General features: G+C 41.5%; 19 protein-coding genes. 14 read left to right on the top strand and 5 right to left on the bottom strand.

Features of this window, described 5'->3' with window-relative positions; genetic code table 11:
• Window position 1 precedes the first annotated feature (1 nt).
• Window positions 2-613: a nitroreductase family protein gene (locus TV75_RS06925; protein ID WP_044337880.1), complete on the bottom strand. Its 612-nt coding sequence runs from the start codon at window positions 611-613 to the stop codon at window positions 2-4.
• Window positions 614-757: 144 nt separating this feature from the next.
• On the opposite strand from TV75_RS06925, the gene TV75_RS06920 reads away from it, so the two are divergent.
• On the top strand, window positions 758-1072 hold the full coding sequence (locus TV75_RS06920) for a winged helix-turn-helix transcriptional regulator (RefSeq protein ID WP_437176698.1): 315 nt from the start codon (window positions 758-760) through the stop codon (window positions 1070-1072).
• Between the two features lie 23 nt (window positions 1073-1095).
• On the opposite strand, the gene TV75_RS21785 is transcribed toward TV75_RS06920, so the two are convergent.
• Window positions 1096-1239 (bottom strand): hypothetical protein, encoded by a 144-nt coding sequence (locus TV75_RS21785; protein WP_156142331.1) that lies wholly within the window; start codon window positions 1237-1239, stop codon window positions 1096-1098.
• Window positions 1240-1399: 160 nt separating this feature from the next.
• Between TV75_RS21785 and TV75_RS06915 the strand changes: the two genes are divergently transcribed.
• The 8 genes from TV75_RS06915 to wrbA all read left to right on the top strand — a co-directional run bounded on the left by TV75_RS06915 (window position 1400) and on the right by wrbA (window position 11024).
• Entirely contained in the window at window positions 1400-2359 is a 960-nt protein-coding gene (locus tag TV75_RS06915; protein ID WP_044337879.1) for a LacI family DNA-binding transcriptional regulator, read from the top strand.
• A 205-nt stretch (window positions 2360-2564) separates the two neighbouring features.
• Complete coding sequence (gene mscL, locus TV75_RS06910; protein ID WP_044337878.1) at window positions 2565-3026, top strand: large conductance mechanosensitive channel protein MscL; 462 nt, start codon at window positions 2565-2567, stop codon at window positions 3024-3026.
• A gap of 94 nt (window positions 3027-3120) precedes the next feature.
• Window positions 3121-4053: an ATP-grasp domain-containing protein gene (locus TV75_RS06905; RefSeq protein ID WP_044337877.1), complete on the top strand. Its 933-nt coding sequence runs from the start codon at window positions 3121-3123 to the stop codon at window positions 4051-4053.
• 140 nt (window positions 4054-4193) lie between these two features.
• Entirely contained in the window at window positions 4194-5462 is a 1269-nt protein-coding gene (locus tag TV75_RS06900; protein WP_044337876.1) for an ATP-binding protein, read from the top strand.
• A gap of 909 nt (window positions 5463-6371) precedes the next feature.
• Entirely contained in the window at window positions 6372-8639 is a 2268-nt protein-coding gene (gene helD, locus TV75_RS06895) for an RNA polymerase recycling motor HelD (protein WP_044337875.1), read from the top strand.
• A gap of 130 nt (window positions 8640-8769) precedes the next feature.
• Window positions 8770-9600, top strand: coding sequence for an aldo/keto reductase (locus tag TV75_RS06890; RefSeq protein WP_044337874.1), 831 nt, complete (start codon window positions 8770-8772; stop codon window positions 9598-9600).
• Window positions 9601-9881: 281 nt separating this feature from the next.
• Window positions 9882-10289: a DoxX family protein gene (locus TV75_RS06885; protein WP_044337873.1), complete on the top strand. Its 408-nt coding sequence runs from the start codon at window positions 9882-9884 to the stop codon at window positions 10287-10289.
• Between the two features lie 120 nt (window positions 10290-10409).
• The gene (gene wrbA / locus TV75_RS06880) at window positions 10410-11024 is read left to right on the top strand and encodes an NAD(P)H:quinone oxidoreductase (RefSeq protein WP_044337872.1); all 615 of its coding nucleotides are present in this window, start codon (window positions 10410-10412) and stop codon (window positions 11022-11024) included.
• 55 nt (window positions 11025-11079) lie between these two features.
• On the opposite strand, the gene TV75_RS06875 is transcribed toward wrbA, so the two are convergent.
• Window positions 11080-11964, bottom strand: coding sequence for an RluA family pseudouridine synthase (locus TV75_RS06875; RefSeq protein ID WP_044337871.1), 885 nt, complete (start codon window positions 11962-11964; stop codon window positions 11080-11082).
• A 177-nt stretch (window positions 11965-12141) separates the two neighbouring features.
• Here TV75_RS06875 and TV75_RS06870 point away from each other — a divergent pair, with 177 nt between their 5' ends.
• Entirely contained in the window at window positions 12142-12537 is a 396-nt protein-coding gene (locus TV75_RS06870) for a YhcU family protein (protein ID WP_044338055.1), read from the top strand.
• Window positions 12538-12722: 185 nt separating this feature from the next.
• On the opposite strand, the gene TV75_RS06865 is transcribed toward TV75_RS06870, so the two are convergent.
• Both TV75_RS06865 and TV75_RS06860 read right to left on the bottom strand, forming a co-directional pair.
• Window positions 12723-13196, bottom strand: coding sequence for a thioredoxin family protein (locus TV75_RS06865; RefSeq protein WP_044337870.1), 474 nt, complete (start codon window positions 13194-13196; stop codon window positions 12723-12725).
• Between the two features lies 1 nt (window position 13197).
• Complete coding sequence (locus TV75_RS06860; protein ID WP_044337869.1) at window positions 13198-13623, bottom strand: disulfide oxidoreductase; 426 nt, start codon at window positions 13621-13623, stop codon at window positions 13198-13200.
• Window positions 13624-13789: 166 nt separating this feature from the next.
• Between TV75_RS06860 and TV75_RS06855 the strand changes: the two genes are divergently transcribed.
• From TV75_RS06855 to TV75_RS06840, 4 genes are all read left to right on the top strand, one after another.
• Window positions 13790-15463 carry a glycoside hydrolase family 13 protein gene (locus TV75_RS06855; protein WP_044337868.1) on the top strand — a complete coding sequence of 558 codons (1674 nt, stop codon included), beginning with the start codon at window positions 13790-13792 and terminating at the stop codon, window positions 15461-15463.
• A 467-nt stretch (window positions 15464-15930) separates the two neighbouring features.
• Window positions 15931-17472: a bifunctional GNAT family N-acetyltransferase/carbon-nitrogen hydrolase family protein gene (locus tag TV75_RS06850; protein ID WP_044337867.1), complete on the top strand. Its 1542-nt coding sequence runs from the start codon at window positions 15931-15933 to the stop codon at window positions 17470-17472.
• A 160-nt stretch (window positions 17473-17632) separates the two neighbouring features.
• Window positions 17633-18121, top strand: a complete 489-nt coding sequence (locus tag TV75_RS06845) for a hypothetical protein (protein WP_156142330.1) — start codon at window positions 17633-17635, stop codon at window positions 18119-18121.
• Window positions 18122-18312: 191 nt separating this feature from the next.
• Window positions 18313-20064 (top strand): phospho-sugar mutase, encoded by a 1752-nt coding sequence (locus TV75_RS06840; RefSeq protein ID WP_044337866.1) that lies wholly within the window; start codon window positions 18313-18315, stop codon window positions 20062-20064.
• Window positions 20065-20213 lie beyond the last annotated feature (149 nt).

The following is a 20213-nucleotide window of genomic DNA, read 5'->3' as shown; positions in this document are numbered from 1 at the left end:
CTTATTCTGCCCAATCAATTAAGTTACGGATATCTAAACGATCTGACTTACGTGCTTTTTGAAGCGGTTTCCCAATCGTAATCAGCATGATCGGGATATAACGCTCCGACACATTGAATTCGCTTGTGAGAGCTGCCGGATTGAAGCCGCCGATCGGGCAAGTATCCCAGCCCTTCGCCTTCGCAGCAAGCATGAATTGCATGGCAGCAAGGGAAGCATTACTGAATGCTGCGTCCCGTGGGTATTCGTCACGGCTGTATGCCCCGTTGATTTGTTTCTTCAGGACCTCTTTAATTTCAGCCGTCATTTCCCCTTTTTCAATGGCCGGGTCAAAAACAGGGTCGATGTTCTTATTGGCTTCCAAGTCACCAAGTATAGCCACAACGGCAGATGCATCATGTACTTGCTGCTGGTGATAGGCAATCGGAAGTAGTCGTTCTTGAACTTCTTTATGATCGAATACAAGGAATTTCCACTGTTGAAGATTCCAGGCAGAGGGAGCTTTCCCTGCTGTTTCGAGCAGGCTGACTAATTCCTCGTGGGGGATCTCCACTTGAGGGTCGTACACTTTCGTTGAGCGTCGTTCATCGACTACTTGAAAGAAATTATCCATGATAAAGCCTCCTTGATGTTTAAAAAAGTGTTATAATATGGTATATATTTGTATGTTACTTACTTTTTGTAAGTGTATAAGCAATATGAACAATATAACCGACGTTTTATTTTGCGTCAAGGGTTAAAGATTTAGGATGTGTGAATGAAAATGGAAACAAAACTTTGTCCGAAATACGCCTCTGCCTTTGAATTATTAGGGAAGCGCTGGATCGGTATGATTATAAAGGTATTATTTGAAGGAACATGCCGTTTTAAAGATATAAATGAAGAAATACCAACTATCAGTCAAAAGGTGTTGACTGACAGGTTGAAGGAATTGGAGGACCATGGGATAGTGTTCAGGGAAGTTCTCGACGAAAAGCCGGTCAAGGTACTCTATAGCCTGACGAAAAAAGGTAGAGAACTAGAGCAGGTGATGGATGCCGTCCAGGTCTGGGCAGTGAAATGGGTAAAATAAAAGCCTGCTTCATTGAGGGCAGGCTATAATTTAAGTTTATTGTTGTATATGTGCTCAAATGGATCCTCTTCATCGCGGGGATCAGAGAAATGGATGGGCTTTAATGCAGCGTAGCTTCCTCCGATGATGATGGCACAGAGAACGGGTAAGTATAAAATGCCGAGCATAGTATAGCCTCCTTATCATGTTTTAGGGATTGGAAATGCCATTCTGGCCCCTTTCACGATTAACTCTAAAGTGTGAAACGCGTTTCAGAGCAAGCGTTTTATTTGAGTTTTGTGCACAATCAGTAGGGGCCATTCAGAATATCTAGCGAGGGGTATGAGTATGACAAATATTCGCAGTATCGCGAAGCTTGCGGGAGTCTCGGTTTCAACGGTTTCAAGGGTATTAAATGAACACCCTTATGTGAAAGAAGAAAAACGTCAAAAGGTTCTCGAGGCCGTCGAGCAATTAAATTATATAAAAAACGCAAACGCTGTCCATTTATCCAAAGGCAAGACCTATAGTATAGGAGTTGTTTTGCCGTATTTGAACCTACCTTACTTCGGAGAGATTCTTCAAGGAATAGCAGGGGAAGCATTGAAACATGGATACCATCTTCAGCTTTTCCAAACGAATTATGACAGGGGAGCGGAACTTGACGCCTTTCATCGAATGCAAATGAAGGAAGTGGATGGATTGATCCTGACGTCGCGCTCCAATTCACTGGATGTACTTGCCCCATTCATCGGTCCCAATGTGGTTTTTTGTGAAAATGTGTACGATCCCACATATAAAAAGGTGTTCATCAATCACTACGAGGGAATAAGAAATGGACTCAAATACCTTTATTCAAAGGGTCATTCAAGGATCGGCCTGTGCTTGAACAGGACTTTCGGGACGAATAGCGAGGAAAGGATACGGGGGTTCTACGATAGCTCAGAAGCTGCCGGACATCCAGTGCGTGAAGAGTGGATCTTCAATGACTGCTATCATCTTCAAGATGGGAGAGAGGTGGTAAAAGCTTGGGAACAGAAGAAAGAAAAACCCTCAGCCCTTATCGTAACGAGTGATCAGGTTTCAGCCGGTATGGTGACAGAGGCTGGTAAAAGAGGAATCAGGATACCAGATGATTTGGCTATACTAAGCTTCGATAATCATCCCATTGCCGATGCAATGGACATTACGTCCTTTGAAGTCCCGATACGAAAAGTGGGGGAAGAATCGTTTAAACTATTTCTTGAAAATGGGAATCCTCAACCGGTGCTACTGGAAACGACATTATTGGAAAGAGGGACCGTATAAGTTCCTCAAGGGATTAGAGGAGGAGAAAAGGATGCCTGGGAATAAAGATGAACAAAAGTTGATCATTTTAATGGGCGTTGTTGCTTTTATTGTGTTGCTTGTTATAGTAGGGAAATATCTTGTTTAGGACTTTTTTGACCTTGTCTTCATAACTCATTTGTTTCTGCCATATGGTAAGAGTAGTGAAGCGGTAGGTGAATGTATCATGTGGTCTGAATTCAAACAATTCATTTCAAGGGGGAATGTCGTTGATTTAGCGATTGCGGTCATCATAGGCTCAGCGTTTGGGAAAATAGTTGAGTCACTCGTTCAAGACATGATGATGCCGGCAATCGGAGTTTTATTTGGCGGCATTAATTTAGAAGGCCTGCACCTTCGAATTGGAGCAGAGGTGATTGAATTGGGGAAGTTTCTTCAAGCCCTTGTAGACTTTCTACTCGTTGCCATGAGCATTTTTCTGATGATTAAGGTGGTCAACCGCTTAAAAGGCGGAGAGAAGCAGTACAAAGTGAAGCAAACGACGAACCTTGAGGTCTTACAGGAAATCAGGGATATTTTGAAAGATGATCAAAAACCTTCCCTTAGACAAGATTTCCAGAGACCGGGTGAGCAGTTCACCAAAAGTGGTATGAAAATTCAAATGAGAACCGAAAGAAAAACAAGGTGAATTCATGATCATTGACCTAAATCCTACTTTTATAGTAGGATTACTTTGTGTTGTGTGACTATTTTAAATCCTACAGACAAATGGGGTAATGATCGTGAAAAAAATTCATATTATTCATGAAAACAGTGATTGGACCAATCATTTAACGACTCGTCTCGACGAGCTTCAATTGCCTTATGAGGAATGGTTCCTGGATCAAGGAGTCGTCGATTTATCATCAGAACCGCCAGAAGGTGTTTTCTATAATCGAATCAGTGCATCTTCCCATACGCGAAATCATCGTTTTGCGCCTGAGTTAACGGAAAGCGTTCTTTCTTGGTTAGAAAGATATGATAGAAAGGTACTGAATGGAAGCCGTGCCCTTCGGTTGGAAGTGAGTAAGGTGAATCAGTATATGGCCTTGAACGCTGCAGGCATCAAGACACCTAAAACCATTGCGGCCGTTGGAAAAGAGCAAATAATCGAAGCGGCTGAAAAGCTTGATAAACCATCCTTTATCACCAAGCATAATCGTGCTGGAAAAGGATTGGGAGTTCAGCTGTTTCATTCAGTTGATGCTTTGAAAAACTATGTATCCAGCGATACGTTTGAAGAACCGTTAGACGGAACGACGCTTATCCAGGAATACATCGAAGCACCAGACGCTTCGATTACACGGTGTGAGTTCATTGGCGGCAAATTCATTTATGCTGTGAAGGTGGATACGTCAAAAGGATTTGAACTATGTCCGGCTGATGTCTGTCAGGTCGATGATTTATTCTGTCCAGTGGGGGAGCAAGAGGAGAAGCCTAAGTTCCAAATCAGGGAAAACTTTTCCCATGAAATCCTTTCAACCTACGAAGCATTCTTAAAAGGAAACCGGATTGATGTAGCCGGGATAGAATTCATTCAAGACAAAGAAGGCACCATCTACACGTATGATGTGAACACCAATACAAATTACAACAAGGATGCCGAGTCGAAGTACGGACAATACGGGATGCTTGAGCTGGCAAAATATCTTGGTGAACAATTAAAAACTGTGTAAGTTGATAACTCTCCTGTACAGTTACAGGAGAGTTGTCTTATGTAAATGCAAGATTACACATATAATTGTAACGATTCTCGTAGTAGTATGGTAGAATTTCTATGAAGTAGACAATATCTTTGAAAGGTCAAAGGGTAAGTATGATTATCTTTAATCAGGATGTTATTAATAATTTCTTTTATATCATTTTGAGTATTTTTTTAATTTTTTTCCTTGTTGAAAGAAAAATGATACAGGGCTGGTATACAAGGTTTGCAACCCTTATTTCTTTGAGTGTGGCCATTATCCTGTGCATGCTTTCCCCTATCTATCAAAATCCTTACTGCGTTCATGATTTACGGATGATCCCTTTTGTACTCGGGGTTATGTATGGAGGACCCTATACGGGGATTGCACTTTTAGCTGTCTTATTGGTTTCCAGGACAATGATATATGGGTGGAGTATAGTGGCTTTTGTGATTTATGTGGTGATTTACATCTTGACGGTTATCGGGATGAAGTGGTTCGATTTCGACGGGTTAACCAGTCGGAAGAAGATCATTTTCTCAGTGATGCTCTTTACCGTCCATTCCATAGTAGCAGCCCTTATTGCCAATGCCATGACCGTGTTCGTGATTGATGAAAGCTATTTGATTAATTTCATCTTACTCCCTTCATTGGGAATGCTTATCCTGACATACATATGTGAGACATTGCTGAAACAGATCCAAATTAAACAAGCACTCGTGAAAATAGAAAAAATGGAAGTACTGTCTCAGTTGGCAGCCAGCATCTCACATGAGGTGAAGAATCCCTTAACCGTTATTAAAGGGTTTCTGAGACTGCTCAATCAAGAAAATCTTCCGGTAGGTAAAAAAGAACAATACTTAGCGATCGCATCCTCAGAACTGAAACGGGCAGAAGAAATCATCAACGACTATCTTACATTTGCTAAGCCAGACCCTGATCATGTGGAGAACATCTCCATTTCTGAGCAACTCAATAAGCTCGTCGATATGGTCGAACCACTGAGCAACCAGCAGTCGGTGGTAGTGCATAATAGCATCAGCGACGCCACCATCGTCGGCAATACACGAAGCTTTCAGCAAGCATTTCTCAACATCATCAAAAATGCGATTGAATCCATGCCAAAGGGGGGGACCCTCACGATACTTTCGAAGGTTCAAAAGGGGAACGTCAGTATCTCCATTACTGACACTGGAGTCGGAATGACCCCTGAACAACAAGCCAGGCTGGGTGAACCTTATTTTTCTACGAAAGAGAAAGGAACGGGTCTTGGGCTTATGGTTTCCTATCGTATCATTGAAGCGATGAGAGGCGTCATTACAGTTGAAAGTAGAGTCGGCAAGGGGACGAGTTTTCAGATTGTGTTTCCCGTGGATCGTATGAAAGGCCCTTCATCTTTATAGGTAACGGGTTCCGTTTAGGGAGGGAACACCTAAAACACAATCAAATTAGCATCAGAAATAACAGTGTAAATAACATGCAATTAACAGTAAAAACCCAGACCCCTAAATGGTTCTGGGTTTTTTGCGTTTTTATCAACTTCTTATTCAGTAAAAGCACCCTTTTGTTGAATAAGTTCACCATCTTTACTTCATTAACTGTCCCTACTTCTTAAATATCTTCAACCAATTGAATACTTATATCGGTTTTTTTGGGACTGGATATAATTATTTATATTCTTATTAATACTTAGTCCGAAAGAATTACCTCCATCCTAATATCATTAGTCAATTTCCCTCTTTACTTTTTCTTTTTTCTTTTTCCGATGATTACAACAGTTATTAACACAATCATTAGTAAAAACATACCTTCAGCCATACATTTCGCCTCCTAAAATTTTTATATATTCAACAGAATGACTTCAGTGGTCGGTCTCCATTTTAAGATTTCCTTCTCTAAATACATACGAAAAGAAAGATGATTAGTTTCAAAATACAGAAAATTCACACGATGAATCATGTTCAATTTGTTAAGCTAAGCCTTATGCTTGTCGCCGCCTCCGCTTTTCTCTATGTCCAGCTCCAGGGGCTTGGGGCTCGAGGTCATAAGACGAGTAACCCAAAAAGGCAAAGAACGCCTTTCCGGGTTACTCGTCTTATGCTTGTCGCCCCAGGGCAAGCCCCTTCCGCTTTTCTCTATTGAACTTTCCCTAATTATCTGATAATATATATTCCTGCTCCCAAACGCCTACATAATTTATCCAGATTTCGATATGTCTTTCTAAACGTTTCCCCACAGAGAGTCGTTACCTTAGTGGGATTGATGAGACGTTTATTCTCCATTGTGGTTAAAACATTTGGAAGGAGAAATGTATGACGAAGGAATCGACTATTCATCCCGATTTTTCAATTGAATCAGAACGCCTGGAGTTTACGAAGCGCTACATTGATGTAGTCATCAGCACATCCCAGACGAGTAAGGAAAAGTATAAGGAAAACATGGAAAAAGCTTTTGGAGATATTGATTGGGGCGAATCGAGTGCTGCGTACATCGATATCTTGACGAACTCAAGCTTCTTTGAGATGTCTAAAGAAGAACTGGAGTCCCTTACAAAAGCGAAGACGAAACCCTATTTTGCCCGGATTGATTTTCAACATGAGGGTTCTGATAAGGTGGAGAAACATTATATAGGAAAGACTTCCCTTTATCAGAGGGAGAATCAGGAACAAATCATCGTGGATTGGCGTTCTCCCATAGCGAACCTTTACTATGAAGGAAGAATTGGTGACGTTTCGTATGAAGCGGAAGATGAGACCTATGAAGGAGATCTTTCATTAAAGCGTCAGTACATGATTGAGGATGGTTTGTTAGAAGAAATCAGGGATATTGACTTAACAACTACAGATGAACTGCTTCAGGATTCATTAGCCAAAAGCTCCAGCAATCGTTTAACCGAGATCATTTCCACCATTCAAGAAGAACAAAACCGGATCATCCGGGCTGATTTAAACAAGCCCATCATTGTTCAAGGGGCCGCTGGAAGCGGAAAGACCACCATCGCCCTTCACCGGATTTCATACTTTATTTACAACTACAAACAGCATTTTGACCCGAAACAACTGATGATCCTAGCACCAAGTAATTTGTTTATCGACTACATTTCAGAAGCACTGCCGGAACTTGGGGTGGAGCGGGTAAGACAAACGACGTTCACGGACTATGTCATGACCTGCTTAGAGAAAAAGCTGAATTTAGTGGAAGATAACAAGCTCATCCAGTTGATTGAAACCCATGATAGAGACGTAGAGACTGCCTCCTGGATATCAGGGTTTAAAGGCTCCAAAGCCTTCAGGAGAATACTTGATTATTATATAGAAGAAATTGAACAGCGCTTTTATACGTCAAAGGACTTCTATGTGGATAAATACAAACTCTACACGGCAAAAAAATTCACCCACCTTTTCAAAGATGAATATACGTATATGCCCATCTATCGCCGTATGGAAAAACTCAAGGTTCTCTTACAGAGCTATGTTCGGACGAACAAGAAGCAGATGGTGGAGAAGGTAGAGAAGTTTTTCGATGAACGGATCGAAACAGCGCTCTTTCAACGGACCCAGGCAGGAAACCGGAAGGACTATGTATCAAAAGCATTGGACAAAAAAATTGAGCGGGTCGAAGAAATTAAGAAGGCGATCCGAACAAGCGTTACAACTTACATGAGGCAGTTTGAAAAGAAAAACCTGGATCAATACTTCATAGAATTGTTCTCAGATCCTAAACGGCTGGCATCTTACTCGAAAGGTGAGCTAAGCATGCAGCAGGCACAAAAGCTAAGTCAATATACGTTGAAATACGCGAAGAAGAAACAGTATGAGGTAGAAGACTTAGCCATTCTTCTTTACTTGCAAACTCACTTATTTGGAATCGATAAATTTTATAAAGCGAAAAACATTGTCATCGATGAAGCACAGGATTATAGTTATATGCAGCTTTATTCCTTGAAAAGGGCACTTGAAACCGACATGTTTACACTGGTGGGGGATCTTGCCCAGGGGATTCACTCCTATCGTGGGCTTCAGTCATGGGAACCGGTGTATAGAGATGTGTTTCCGAGGGCTACTTATACTGAGCTCCAGAAAAGCTATCGGACCACGATTGAAATCATGGAGGAAGCGAATAAACTGCTGAATCTCTTACCTTATGACTTTCCTAAGGTGAATCCAGTGGTGAGACACGGAGATTCTCCCACCTTTGATGAATATGTGGAATTGGAAGAATTGGCTTCCGGAATCGAGGAGAAGGTGGGTGCAGGACGGGAAGAAGGATTCCAAACCTTCGCTGTGATCGGCAAAAGCATGAAGGATTGTATGAAAATCAGCGAAATCCTTCAAGAACGTCAGCCCGGGAAAGTGAAGTTGTTGGAAGAACAAGAATCGATCCCGAAAGATCAAATTGTCGTCGTCCCATCTTATCTGTCAAAAGGGCTTGAATTTGATGTGGTCATCATCGCAGCGGTGGATGAAGCATTCAACCCGGAAAACGAACTCGACATCAAGCTCCAATACGTGGCCATGACGCGCCCCCTTCATAAGCTCGCGTTTATCGGGAAGAGACGAAAGCAATTTATCGGCCGGTAAATGTACGAAATAGGTCCGTCCCTCATGGAGAGGGACGGACCTAAATTTAGTATATAATCAAATCTTTCAATCATAACATTCGCAAAAAGCTGAATGAATTTGTAAAATAATAAATCAGGAGGGATGCAATATGTTAAAAAACTTAAAGAGTACGAAGACATTACATAATGGAATCGAAATTCCTTATGTTGGTTTAGGAGTTTACCAAATGAAAGATCCGTCTGAAACGGTACAAGCTGTTCGAACAGCGATTGAGTCAGGATACCGTTCCATCGATACAGCGGCGATCTACGACAATGAAGAAAGTGTAGGTCAAGGTGTGAAAGAAGGTGGAGTAGCGAGAGAGGACCTGTTCATTACCTCTAAAGTATGGAATAGTGATCAAGGCTACGATACAACATTGAAAGCATTCGAAACCAGCCTGAAAAAACTTGATATGGACTACTTGGATCTTTATTTAATTCACTGGCCGGTAGAAGGAAAGTATAATGATACATGGAAGGCACTTGAAAGACTGCATAGCGAAGGATTAGTGAAATCCATCGGTGTAAGTAACTTCCATCAGCATCACCTTGAAGACCTGATGAAGAATGGCAATGAAAAACCTGTATTAAATCAAATCGAATTACACCCCCGTCTGAATCAGGAAAAAATAAGAGAATTCTGTGCATCACAAAATATCGCAGTGGAAGCATGGTCACCAATCGCTCAAGGGCGTGTACTGGATGAACCAACCCTGAATCACATTGCTGAAAAGCATGAGAAATCCGCTGCCCAAGTGATTCTGCGCTGGCACCTTCAGAATGATGTCATCATCATCCCTAAATCTGTTCATGAAAGCAGAATCAAAGAAAACGCAGATCTATTCAACTTTGAGCTATCTCTGGAAGAAATGAACCAAATCAACGGATTGAACCTGGACGAACGTTTCGGTCCAGATCCAGACAACTTCGATTTCTAATAGATATATTATAAGAGGTCCGTCCCCCGTCTAGAGGGACGGACCTCTTTTTTCACCGCCTAACTTCCTGCCACCAATTTAAAAATATTTGTAAAAAAGTTATTGACAGAGAAGTGAGGAGTAGTATACAATTATCTCGAAATCAAAATAATTACATTCGAGATAACTTGTACTCTTTTTTTACACATATATCTCAAATTCAAGATAAGTGATTTGAGAATAATTGAATTTGAAATGTTTGAAGCTACATCTCGATGGGAAAACATAAAGGAGGAAGTAAGATGACAGCATTAGCTGCGTTCGGATTATTGGTTATTCGTTTAGTAGTGGGGTTAACATTCGCTGCGCACGGAGCACAAAAATTATTTGGTTGGTTTGGTGGGCACGGGCTACAAGGAACAGGAGGTTTCTTTGAGTCCATTGGAATCAAGCCGGGAAAAACGATGGCATTACTTGCAGGACTTTCTGAAGTTGCAGGGGGATTACTATTCGCAGCAGGTTTCCTAACACCACTGGCTGCCCTGTTCATCATTGGAACGATGATTGTAGCGATCGTGAAAGTTCACGGATCAAATGGTTATTGGGCAACCCAAAATGGTACAGAATATAATGTAATGCTCATTGTCGTTGCTCTTGGAGTAGCACTGGTAGGGGCAGGGTCATTCTCTATAGACGCACTATTATTCTAAAATGAAAAAGTGAAAACGATTATAGCTTTGCAGGTTTTTCTGAATGATTTACCGGCATCCTGATTCTGTGTTTCATCCATTTACTATATACAATCCATATTTAAAGGAGAGATTTCGATTATGTCTAACGTAAAATTGGCAATCATGTATTACAGTTCAACAGGAACAAATTATCAGATGGCGAAATGGGCAGAAGAGGCTGCGAAAGAAGCTGGAGCCGAAGTGAAGGTACTCCGTTTTGAAGAAACAGCACCTGAAGCAGCCATTGCTTCAAACCCGGCATGGGAAAAGCATTATAATGAAACAAAAGATACTGTACCTGTTGCGACACTTGATGATCTTGAATGGGCAGACGCCTACCTTTTCAATATACCGACACGATTCGGAAACGTTCCTTCTCAAGTTAAAGCCTTCCTGGATACCACTGGAGGCCTTTGGTTCAATGGGAAATTGGCAAACAAAGTAGTGAGCGCCACATCATCTGCAAGTAACTCACACGGTGGCCAGGAGCAGACGGTTCTGGCTCTATACACAACCATGATGCACTGGGGTGCAATCATCGCAGCTCCTGGATACACAGACCAATCAAGCTTTACTACTGGTGGAAACCCATACGGAACGAGTGTAACAGTCGATCAAGAGGGCAATATGGTTGAATCCGTAGAACCTGCAGTGAAACACCAAACTCGCCGTACGATCCAAATCGCCGAAGCGGTTAAAAACGGATTGAAATAATTAACCTAATACAAAAACGAGTCGCTCGAGAGCGGCTCGTTTTTGTATTGTGTTCTCACAGCCAAATATCATCATCGCAATCAGCCTCACATTCGATCCACTCGCCCGTCAGCGGATGAGGGAATGAAATTCGTGCCGCATGCAGGGCCTGCCTTCTCAAAATCGGTTTTCCTCCATATAATGTGTCTCCGACCAAAGGGTGACCGATGTGACTCATATGGACGCGAATCTGGTGGGTGCGTCCCGTATCAAGCTGAATTTCCACTAGAGTATAAGTATCTTTGTACTCCAGCACCTTGTAGTGGGTGACTGCATCCTGACCAGAAGGTGAAACTCTTCTTCTTGTATTGTGATGGCGGTCCCTACCTATCGGATCAGAGATGGTGCCTTTTTTCTGCTTCAATCGACCATGAACAAGAGCGTGGTATGTACGCTTGATCTGCCTCTCAGTGAGAAGGCGGTCCAGAATCGCTTTACTTAAAGGGTGCTTGGCGAAGATGATCGCTCCCGATGTATCATGATCCAAACGATGAATATGCAGCACTCGGCAACTCTCTCCCTGCGCCTGGTGATGAAAGGCCACCAGATTCGCAAGGGAATGCGTCTCATTAGGATGATTTGTGTGAGTATCGATCCCGGCAGGTTTGTTGACGACAATCAGATGATCATCTTCAAATAACACATCGATTTCTCCGTAGGTCGGAGGGACATCGTATTCGACTTCTTTGAATAAATGAAGCTGTATCGTATCTCCCGGAGAGAGGGGCTGTGACCAGGAAATCAATACCCCGTTCACTTTAATATCACCCTCCATCCTCATGGAATGAATCAGTTTCTTAGGTGCTTGCCAGTGATTTCTAAGAATTGAATCAATCGTTACATTTTTCCATTTATCTGGAATGACTAGTTCAAATAGTTCTCCTTTTTTCTGTGTATTCATCAAAAAACTCCTTCAAATGACAAAATTCTTATACTTACGTGGGTATTTAAACCTAATTTAACTCCTATTCAACCCAATCCATGGGTATAATTACCACGCTGTTGGTTCTACTTCTATGTTATCCTTAATATATCTATTACAGAGAGATTACAACCATTACAAAGGTGGGTTATGACGGTGAAAGTTTTACTAGCATCAACACATGAACAGGAAGACAAAATTCAAGAGCTCATACAGTACATGTATTGTACTATTTTCCCTGATTATTTCACAGATGATGAAATCGAACAATTCGATGATATGCAAGTACTACATACGACGACGAGAAATTTTGAATACTTTGGTACCCTTAAGGAAGCATTTCAGGTGATTTCAAGCTTACAAACATTGATTTCCATTGTAGAGAGCGGATCAAAAGAAGATGTGTATGAAGAAATGTTTTACCACAATGCTGAAATTCTTCAAGGCTTTGGTATGTTTTTCCCACTGTCGTATGATCAATTCAGCGAAGAATCGGATTGCAAGCATAGTTTAAGTATTTATTCCAGAGCGGATAACCAGCTGCTGGTTTAGAAAAATCCCGCGGGAAAAGTTAGATACTTTAGAAAATTCGCATAAAAATGTTTAGAAGATTCCAGTGAGGGGAAAATAGCTTGTAATAAGTTGATTTTGAAGATACACAGTATCTTCATCTTGAAATTCCTCCTCACTTGAAAGGGGCTGACTCGTGGAAAAGTCAGCCCCTCTTTTTTGCTTTATCATTCTTTCGTAACGTTCTCTTCAAAAAACTTCTTGAATTCTTCTTCAGGTTGTCCTCCTACAATTCTTGCCACTTCTTTGCCATTTTCGAAATGTATCAGTGTTGGTGTAGCTTCGATTCGGTATTGGTCCCATCCTTGTTCGAATTCAAGTAGATTGTACTGAACCATGTCTACTCCCATGTCTTCTGCAAGAGGTGCCAGAGTAGGGGTCGTTCTCTTACAGTGAACACATGTTGAGCTATAGAAATACACAGTCACGTCTTCGTTATTCTTCAGTTTCTCTTCTAATTCTTCTGGCAGGATCACATTCTGATAATTTGGATCGTCCAGCAGTTCGACTGTGGCTGGGTTAAGATTCGCTTTTTTGAACTTATTTCCCTCTGCCTTTTGACTGTTTTGCATGCTTGTTATGAGCGCGATGGCAGCAAATAGTGCGACAATCGCTACTAGAAATATAATGATCTTCTTCAATCTATTTGTCCTCCTTTAATGCTTTTACTATCATTACACTTGCGATAAAGATGGTGATGAAACCGGTCAATGCCAAGAATGGGATGGTGATAAATCCGAACATGTTAATGTATTCGCCTGTACATGGGACACGTCCACAGGCTGGTGCACTCTCTGATAGGAATGATACTTTTTGAATAGAGTAGTGATACAAGGAAACGAGGATACCGATTCCGGAAAAAATAGTAGAATATAATGCCGCTTGAAAATCTTTGCGAACATAAGCCACACCTAATAGAATGACCATCGGATACATTAAAATACGCTGATACCAGCATAATTCACATGGCTCATATTTCATGATTTCCGAGAAGTATAAACTCCCCAGAGATGCCACAAGAGAGGAAGCCCATGCGAGGAATAACAAAGAATCTGCTTTTTTATTCATATAGAATTCCTTTCTTCATATATTCTATCAAATTATAGTATGTTATTATTATAAAAGTAAAATGAGAAATCTTTATGAGGAAATGTGATATTTTTTTAACGATTTGTGCAAGCGGTTGCAGAAACCGCTCTTTTTTTAAAATTGCTTTTACAGGAGGGAAATACACTTGACAAAACAGTGGTGGAAAGAATCGGTGGTCTATCAAATTTATCCCCGCAGCTTCATGGATTCGAACGGTGATGGTATTGGAGATATAAGGGGTATCATTTCAAAATTGGATTATCTGAAAGAACTGGGCATTGATGTGATCTGGTTATCTCCTGTCTATGAATCCCCGAATGATGACAATGGATATGATATCAGCAACTATAAAAAGGTTATGGATGAGTTCGGCACAATGGCTGATTGGGAAGAAATGCTCGCGGAAATGCATAAGCGTGATTTGAAGCTTGTCATGGATCTGGTAGTGAATCACTCTTCCGATGAGCACGGCTGGTTCGTGGAATCAAGGAAATCAAAGGACAATCCTTATCGTGATTATTATATTTGGCGTGAAGGAAAAGACGGGAAAGAGCCGAATAACTGGGAGTCAGTATTTAGCGGTTCTGCTTGGGAATACGATGAAAAGACGGGGGAATATTTCCTGCATCTCTTCTCAAAAAAGCAGCCGGATCTAAACTGGGAAAATAAGAAGCTGCGTGAGGAAATATATGACATGATGAAATTCTGGCTTGATAAAGGAATCAATGGTTTCCGTATGGACGTCATCAACTTTATTTCAAAAGTGCCTACATTGCCTGATGCCCCGAACCCTGAAGGCAAAAAGTATGCTTCCGGTCATGAGTACTTTATGAACGGTCCTCGCATTCATGAATTTCTCCAGGAAATGAATCAAGAGGTCATCTCTCAATATGATGCGATGACGGTTGGTGAAATGCCGGGTGTGACACCGGACGAAGCCGTACTTTACACAGGTGAAGACCGCAATGAAGTGAATATGGTATTTCAGTTTGAGCATATGGATGTGGACTCAGGGCCTGGAGGGAAATGGGACGTCATTCCATTCGACCTCGTAAAATTGAAAACCATTTTAACGAAGTGGCAGACAGAACTTCACGGGAAAGGCTGGAACAGTTTGTACTGGAACAACCACGATCAGCCAAGGATTGTGTCGCGACTGGGTGACGATGGGGGGTACCGCGTGAAATCCGCGAAAATGCTCTCCACCCTCCTTCATCTGATGCAAGGGACACCTTACATTTATCAAGGGGAGGAACTTGGAATGACGAATGTCAGGTTTTCGTCCATTGATGAGTACAAGGATATTGAAACACTGAACATGTATCGTGAAAAAATAGCGGAAGGCATAGATCCGGAAGAAATCATGAAGGCCATCTATGTTAAGGGAAGAGACAACGCGAGAACCCCTATGCAATGGAACAGCGGGGACCATGGTGGATTCACAGAAGGAGATCCATGGATTGCGCTTAACCCGAACTACAAAGATATTAATGCAGAAAAGGCACTGAATGATCCCGGGTCCATTTTTTACTACTATCAAAAACTGATCGCTCTCCGTAAGGAGCATGAAATTATTCCATACGGATCATTCGATCTTCATTACGCAGATCACCCTTCCGTGTATGCTTATACGAGAACGCATGGAAGTGAGAAAATCCTGGTTCTTTGCAATGTGTCAGGAGAAAAGCAAGTCATCGAAAACGTGGCTTCATTTGATATCAAACAGGCTGATGTTCTGATCACCAACGAAGAAAACAATAAAGATGATGCCTTTACATTAAATCCTTGGGAAGCAACAGCTTACTATTTTAAAGGGTAATGGAAGGAGGCAGGGACAAAAGTGTATTAGTCTAAGTAAAACCCGACCAAATCTGCCTTCTAGGAAGCAGATTTGGTCGGGTTTATTATTTATTTCGGTACATTTTATTTTAGCTATTTCCAGCGGTTGATTGGAGTGCAAGACGAAGACTCCTGCGGGAAATGTAGCTTATGTGAGACCCCGCAGGCTTGCCGAGGAGGCTCACGGGCTACCCGCGGAAAGCGTAGTCTTGCACGGAAATCATGAGCGGTATTAAGAACCTACACTTCTAATTGTTCGTCTTTATATCATGGATTTTTAGTTTTGTCCCAGCCTCTTTAAGTTGAAAATTTACAGTCAAATCAAATTTCTTCAAATCATACACCCCCCTTTGCTAAAATAAAAGGGATGGACTGTCATGAACTTCGTTTCAACAGTGCACTATAAGGGTATATAATTCAGGTATTTTATGAAGGAGTAGATCATAGATGGCAGAAAAGCTAGACTTATCACAGTTCGAAAAGAAAATGATCATTCGTCCAATGGAACATAAGGACATTCAAGATATCATTAACATGCAGTCTGTCTGCTTTCCGGGGATGGATCCATGGAAAGTGGAGCACTTGGAAAGTCATTTGGACGTATTTCCCGAGGGGCAGCTGGTAGCAGAACTAGATGGGGAAATCATCGCGTCATGTTCAAGTTTGATCATTAACTTTGACGAGTATGACGACCGCCACACATGGGATGATGTAACGGATAATGGTTACATAACGAATCACAATCCCGATGGCTATAACCTTTACGGAATTGAAGTCATGGTGCACCCTGAATACCGACGTATGAAGGTAGGACACCGTTTATATGAAGCAAGGAAGGATCTTGCGCGGAAGTGGAACTTAAAGAGTATCATCATAGGAGGTCGCATTCCGAATTACCACAAGCACTCAGAGGAGATGACTCCACGGGAGTACGTGGATTCGGTGGGGCGTCATAAGATTTATGACCCTGTACTTTCATTCCAGCTATTGAATGGCTTCACCCTGATGCGGATTAACCCTAATTATTTACCTGATGACAAACGATCCCATAAATATGCCACTTTAATGGAATGGAATAACGTCGATTACCGTCCGTCCAGCAAGCGGCATTTCAAAACAAGTTATCCGGTCCGAATCTGTGTTGTACAATATATGATGCGTAAAATCAATTCCTTTGAAGAGTTTGCGAATCAGGTTGAATATTTCACAGATGTAGCATCAGATGCAAAATCAGATTTCGTAGTGTTCCCTGAAATCTTCACTACACAGCTGATGTCATTCCTGAATATTCAATCACCCAGCCTTGCTGTAAGAAAGCTGACTGATTTTACAGAGGAATACATTGAATTATTCACGGATTTAGCGGTTCGTTACAACGTCAATATCATTGGTGGGTCTCACTTCGTTAAGGAAGAAAACGATGAAATTTACAATATCGCGTATCTCTTCCGCCGTGATGGAACAATAGAGAAGCAGTACAAGGTTCATATCACACCAAATGAACGAAAATGGTGGGGAATCAGCCCTGGAGATTCTGTAAGGGTGTTCGATACGGATTGCGGTAAGATTGCAATTCAAATCTGCTATGATATTGAATTCCCTGAACTTGCCCGAATCGCAACAGACAAAGGGGCGAAAATCATCTTTACCCCATTCTGTACAGAAGATCGCCAAGGCTATCTTCGTGTCAGATACTGTGCACAAGCCCGCGCCGTTGAAAACCAAATCTATACGGTCATTTCCGGTACGGTCGGAAATCTTCCACAAACGGAAAATATGGACATTCAATATGCTCAGTCCGGTATCTTTGCTCCGTCCGACTTTGAATTCGCACGTGACGGAATCGTCGGCGAAACCAATCCCAACATTGAAATGGTCATGATCGGAGACGTCGATCTCGAAGTACTGCGACGCCAGCGTCAATCGGGTACGGTACGCCAGCTCAAAGATCGCAGGCATGATGTGTACGGAGTGAACTATAAAAAATAAAAGTGTAATGAAAACTTACCGGAGAAAAATCCGGTGAGTTTTTTTGATGAAAATTACTTATATTTGTCTAGTAATGCCTGAGTGAAGAAAAAGGGATGTTTAGATGAAAACAATTTGAAAATACTATGACTAATAGTAGGAACTTGAAGGAGTGAAGAGTGTGTCGGTCAAAATGATTCTGTGGTTGATACTCATTATACCCTGGATTACTTTATTTTTCTTGAAGAAGAGAGAAATTAAACGGTTTATGCCTGTAGGGATATTAGCTTCTTTTATAATGGTTTTATATAATTTAGTTGCTTACAACCATCAGCACTGGAAAATAAATGTTTCCATTATACCATCACTAAATCCTGCCTTTGTATCGGGTGTTTTAGGTGCATTTTTAGTAGTGACAATTTGGATCTTTACCTATTCATTCGGCCATTTTTGGAAATATCTCCTGGTTAATATCGTAGCCGATTTTATGTTTGCCGTTTTTCCGTTTCATTATTTACTTCAAGAAAAACTACAGATCTACCAACTTGTGACTATTTCACCTTGGGAAAGGTGGGGATTGTTTGTCGCCATATCTGTTGTGATTTATGGGTATCAAGTGTGGCAGGAAGAGGGTCTTGAACCAATAACTCAAGATGAATATAAGGATTGAGGGAGATGAACTACTTATAAGAGGGGTAGTTCGTTTTTTATTTTCCTATGTGATTTTTCGTCCTTTAACCTTTAAAAATTATGCTAGAATAAAATTGTGAAAATCTTGTCGACATGTGACGGATTGTTTTAGCAGGATTTCTACAATTTGTGATAGAATTTATTATTATACAGCATTAGGAGGGGATCGTTTTGAGTTGGAAAACATCATGGGAAAAATGGAGCGACTACTTGCATCTGGATCAGGAGATCAACGAGCTTTTAGTAGCAATGAAAGACGACGAAAAAACCTTAGAAGACGCATTCTACAAAAACCTTGAATTTGGTACTGGTGGAATGAGAGGAGAAATTGGTCCCGGAACCAATCGAATGAACATTTATACAGTCAGAAAGGCCTCTGAAGGATTAGCGCGATACATAGAAGAACAAGGTGATGAGGCTAAAAAGCGCGGAGTTGTAATCGCTTACGATTCCCGTTATAAATCACCTGAATTTGCCATGGAATCAGCAAAGACATTGGCTACACACGGTATTCAAACATATGTGTTCGACGAACTCAAACCAACTCCGGAGCTTTCATTTGCCCTTAGACAATTAAAGGCATTCTCCGGGATCGTGGTGACGGCAAGCCACAATCCACCTGAATATAATGGATACAAAGTATACGGTGAGGATGGGGCTCAGCTGCCTCCACACGTAGCAGATGCCGTGATCGATAAAGTGAATGAAGTGGAAAATGAGCTTGAAATCGAGGTTAAATCCGAAGAAGAATTGAAATCATCAGGCCTGATTAAAATGATTGGCGAAGAAATTGATCAATCATATCTGGAGCATCTGATTTCGATTTCTGAAAAACCGCAAATCGCCAAGGAAGTCGATTTAAAAATCGTGTTTTCCCCATTACATGGAACTGCTTTAAAGATGGCTGAAAAGGGTCTTAAAGCATTGGGATACGAGTCGGTTCACATTGTAAAGGAACAGGCGATTCCAGATCCTGAGTTTACGACTGTGAAATCCCCGAACCCGGAAGATAAAGCGGCCTTTGAATATGCCATCCGTTACGGGAAGGAAATCGACGCTGATATCCTGATTGCGACAGATCCTGATGCAGACCGATTAGGAGTAGCTGTAAAAGGAGATTCAGGTGAGTATATTCTTCTCACTGGAAACCAAACAGGTGCGATTCTACTAGATTATATCCTGGCGCGTAAACAGGAAAAAAATATGATTCCTGAGAATGGGCGTGTATTTAAGACGATCGTTACATCAGAACTAGGCCGTAAAGTGGCTGAACATTACGGAGCTTCAGTGGAAGATGTACTGACAGGCTTTAAATTCATCGGTGAAAAAATCAAAAAATATGAAGAAACAGGCGAATACTCATTCTTATTCGGATACGAAGAAAGCTATGGTTATTTAATCGGCGACTTTGCCCGGGATAAAGATGCGATTCAAGCCGTACTGATGGCAGCGGAAGCGGCTGCATATTATAAGAAGCAGGGCAAAACTCTCTATAATGTGCTGAATGATTTATTCGAGCAGCATGGCTTCTATCAAGAAGGGCTTAAGAGCTTGACTCTTAAAGGAAAAGAAGGCGCTGAACAAATCCAGGGAATTCTGAAGGATTTCAGAAACGAGCCTTTGAAAGAAGTAGCCGGCTTGAAGGTCGTATCATCGGAAGACTATAAGGTAAGTAAGAAGGTTGAATTACAAACTGGTGTAGAATCAAGTATTCACCTACCGTCATCCAATGTCCTGAAATACCATCTTGAAGACGGATCATGGATCTGCCTGCGTCCTTCAGGAACGGAACCGAAGATCAAATTCTATTTCAGCGTAATTGGTCAGACACAAAGCGATAGCGATAATAAATTACATGTTCTGCAAAAAGCCATCATGGCGAAAGTGGAAACGATGATCAGTTCATCTGTAGGAGAGGCCTAAAGCCTTTCCTTTTTCCCTGGCATTGCAGTGCTGATAAAAACAGGCTAAACCTATGCTGTTTACCAATTTGCCGTGCTATATCCGACCCTAAACAAAAAACAAGAGATGTGCCAACACATCTCTTGTTTTTGTTTAGGGTCGGAACATAC

Origin of the sequence: Rossellomorea aquimaris, from assembly GCF_000935355.1 — a bacterium.
Lineage (GTDB): Bacteria > Bacillota > Bacilli > Bacillales > Bacillaceae_B > Rossellomorea > Rossellomorea aquimaris_B.
This window is presented reverse-complemented; position numbering and strand designations above follow the sequence as displayed.

What these genes read in the sequence shown, in the direction of transcription:
- TV75_RS06900 (WP_044337876.1), top strand. Translation starts at nt 4,194, where the DNA reads ATGATTATCTTTAATCAGGATGTTATTAATAATTTCTTTTATATCATT.
- TV75_RS06885 (WP_044337873.1), top strand. Translation starts at nt 9,882, where the DNA reads ATGACAGCATTAGCTGCGTTCGGATTATTGGTTATTCGTTTAGTAGTG.
- mscL (WP_044337878.1), top strand. Translation starts at nt 2,565, where the DNA reads ATGTGGTCTGAATTCAAACAATTCATTTCAAGGGGGAATGTCGTTGAT.
- TV75_RS06850 (WP_044337867.1), top strand. Translation starts at nt 15,931, where the DNA reads ATGGCAGAAAAGCTAGACTTATCACAGTTCGAAAAGAAAATGATCATT.
- TV75_RS06915 (WP_044337879.1), top strand. Translation starts at nt 1,400, where the DNA reads ATGACAAATATTCGCAGTATCGCGAAGCTTGCGGGAGTCTCGGTTTCA.
- TV75_RS06920 (WP_437176698.1), top strand. Translation starts at nt 758, where the DNA reads ATGAAAATGGAAACAAAACTTTGTCCGAAATACGCCTCTGCCTTTGAA.
- TV75_RS06925 (WP_044337880.1), bottom strand. Translation starts at nt 613, where the DNA reads ATGGATAATTTCTTTCAAGTAGTCGATGAACGACGCTCAACGAAAGTG.
- TV75_RS06860 (WP_044337869.1), bottom strand. Translation starts at nt 13,623, where the DNA reads ATGAATAAAAAAGCAGATTCTTTGTTATTCCTCGCATGGGCTTCCTCT.
- helD (WP_044337875.1), top strand. Translation starts at nt 6,372, where the DNA reads ATGACGAAGGAATCGACTATTCATCCCGATTTTTCAATTGAATCAGAA.
- wrbA (WP_044337872.1), top strand. Translation starts at nt 10,410, where the DNA reads ATGTCTAACGTAAAATTGGCAATCATGTATTACAGTTCAACAGGAACA.
- TV75_RS06890 (WP_044337874.1), top strand. Translation starts at nt 8,770, where the DNA reads ATGTTAAAAAACTTAAAGAGTACGAAGACATTACATAATGGAATCGAA.
- TV75_RS06875 (WP_044337871.1), bottom strand. Translation starts at nt 11,964, where the DNA reads ATGAATACACAGAAAAAAGGAGAACTATTTGAACTAGTCATTCCAGAT.
- TV75_RS21785 (WP_156142331.1), bottom strand. Translation starts at nt 1,239, where the DNA reads ATGCTCGGCATTTTATACTTACCCGTTCTCTGTGCCATCATCATCGGA.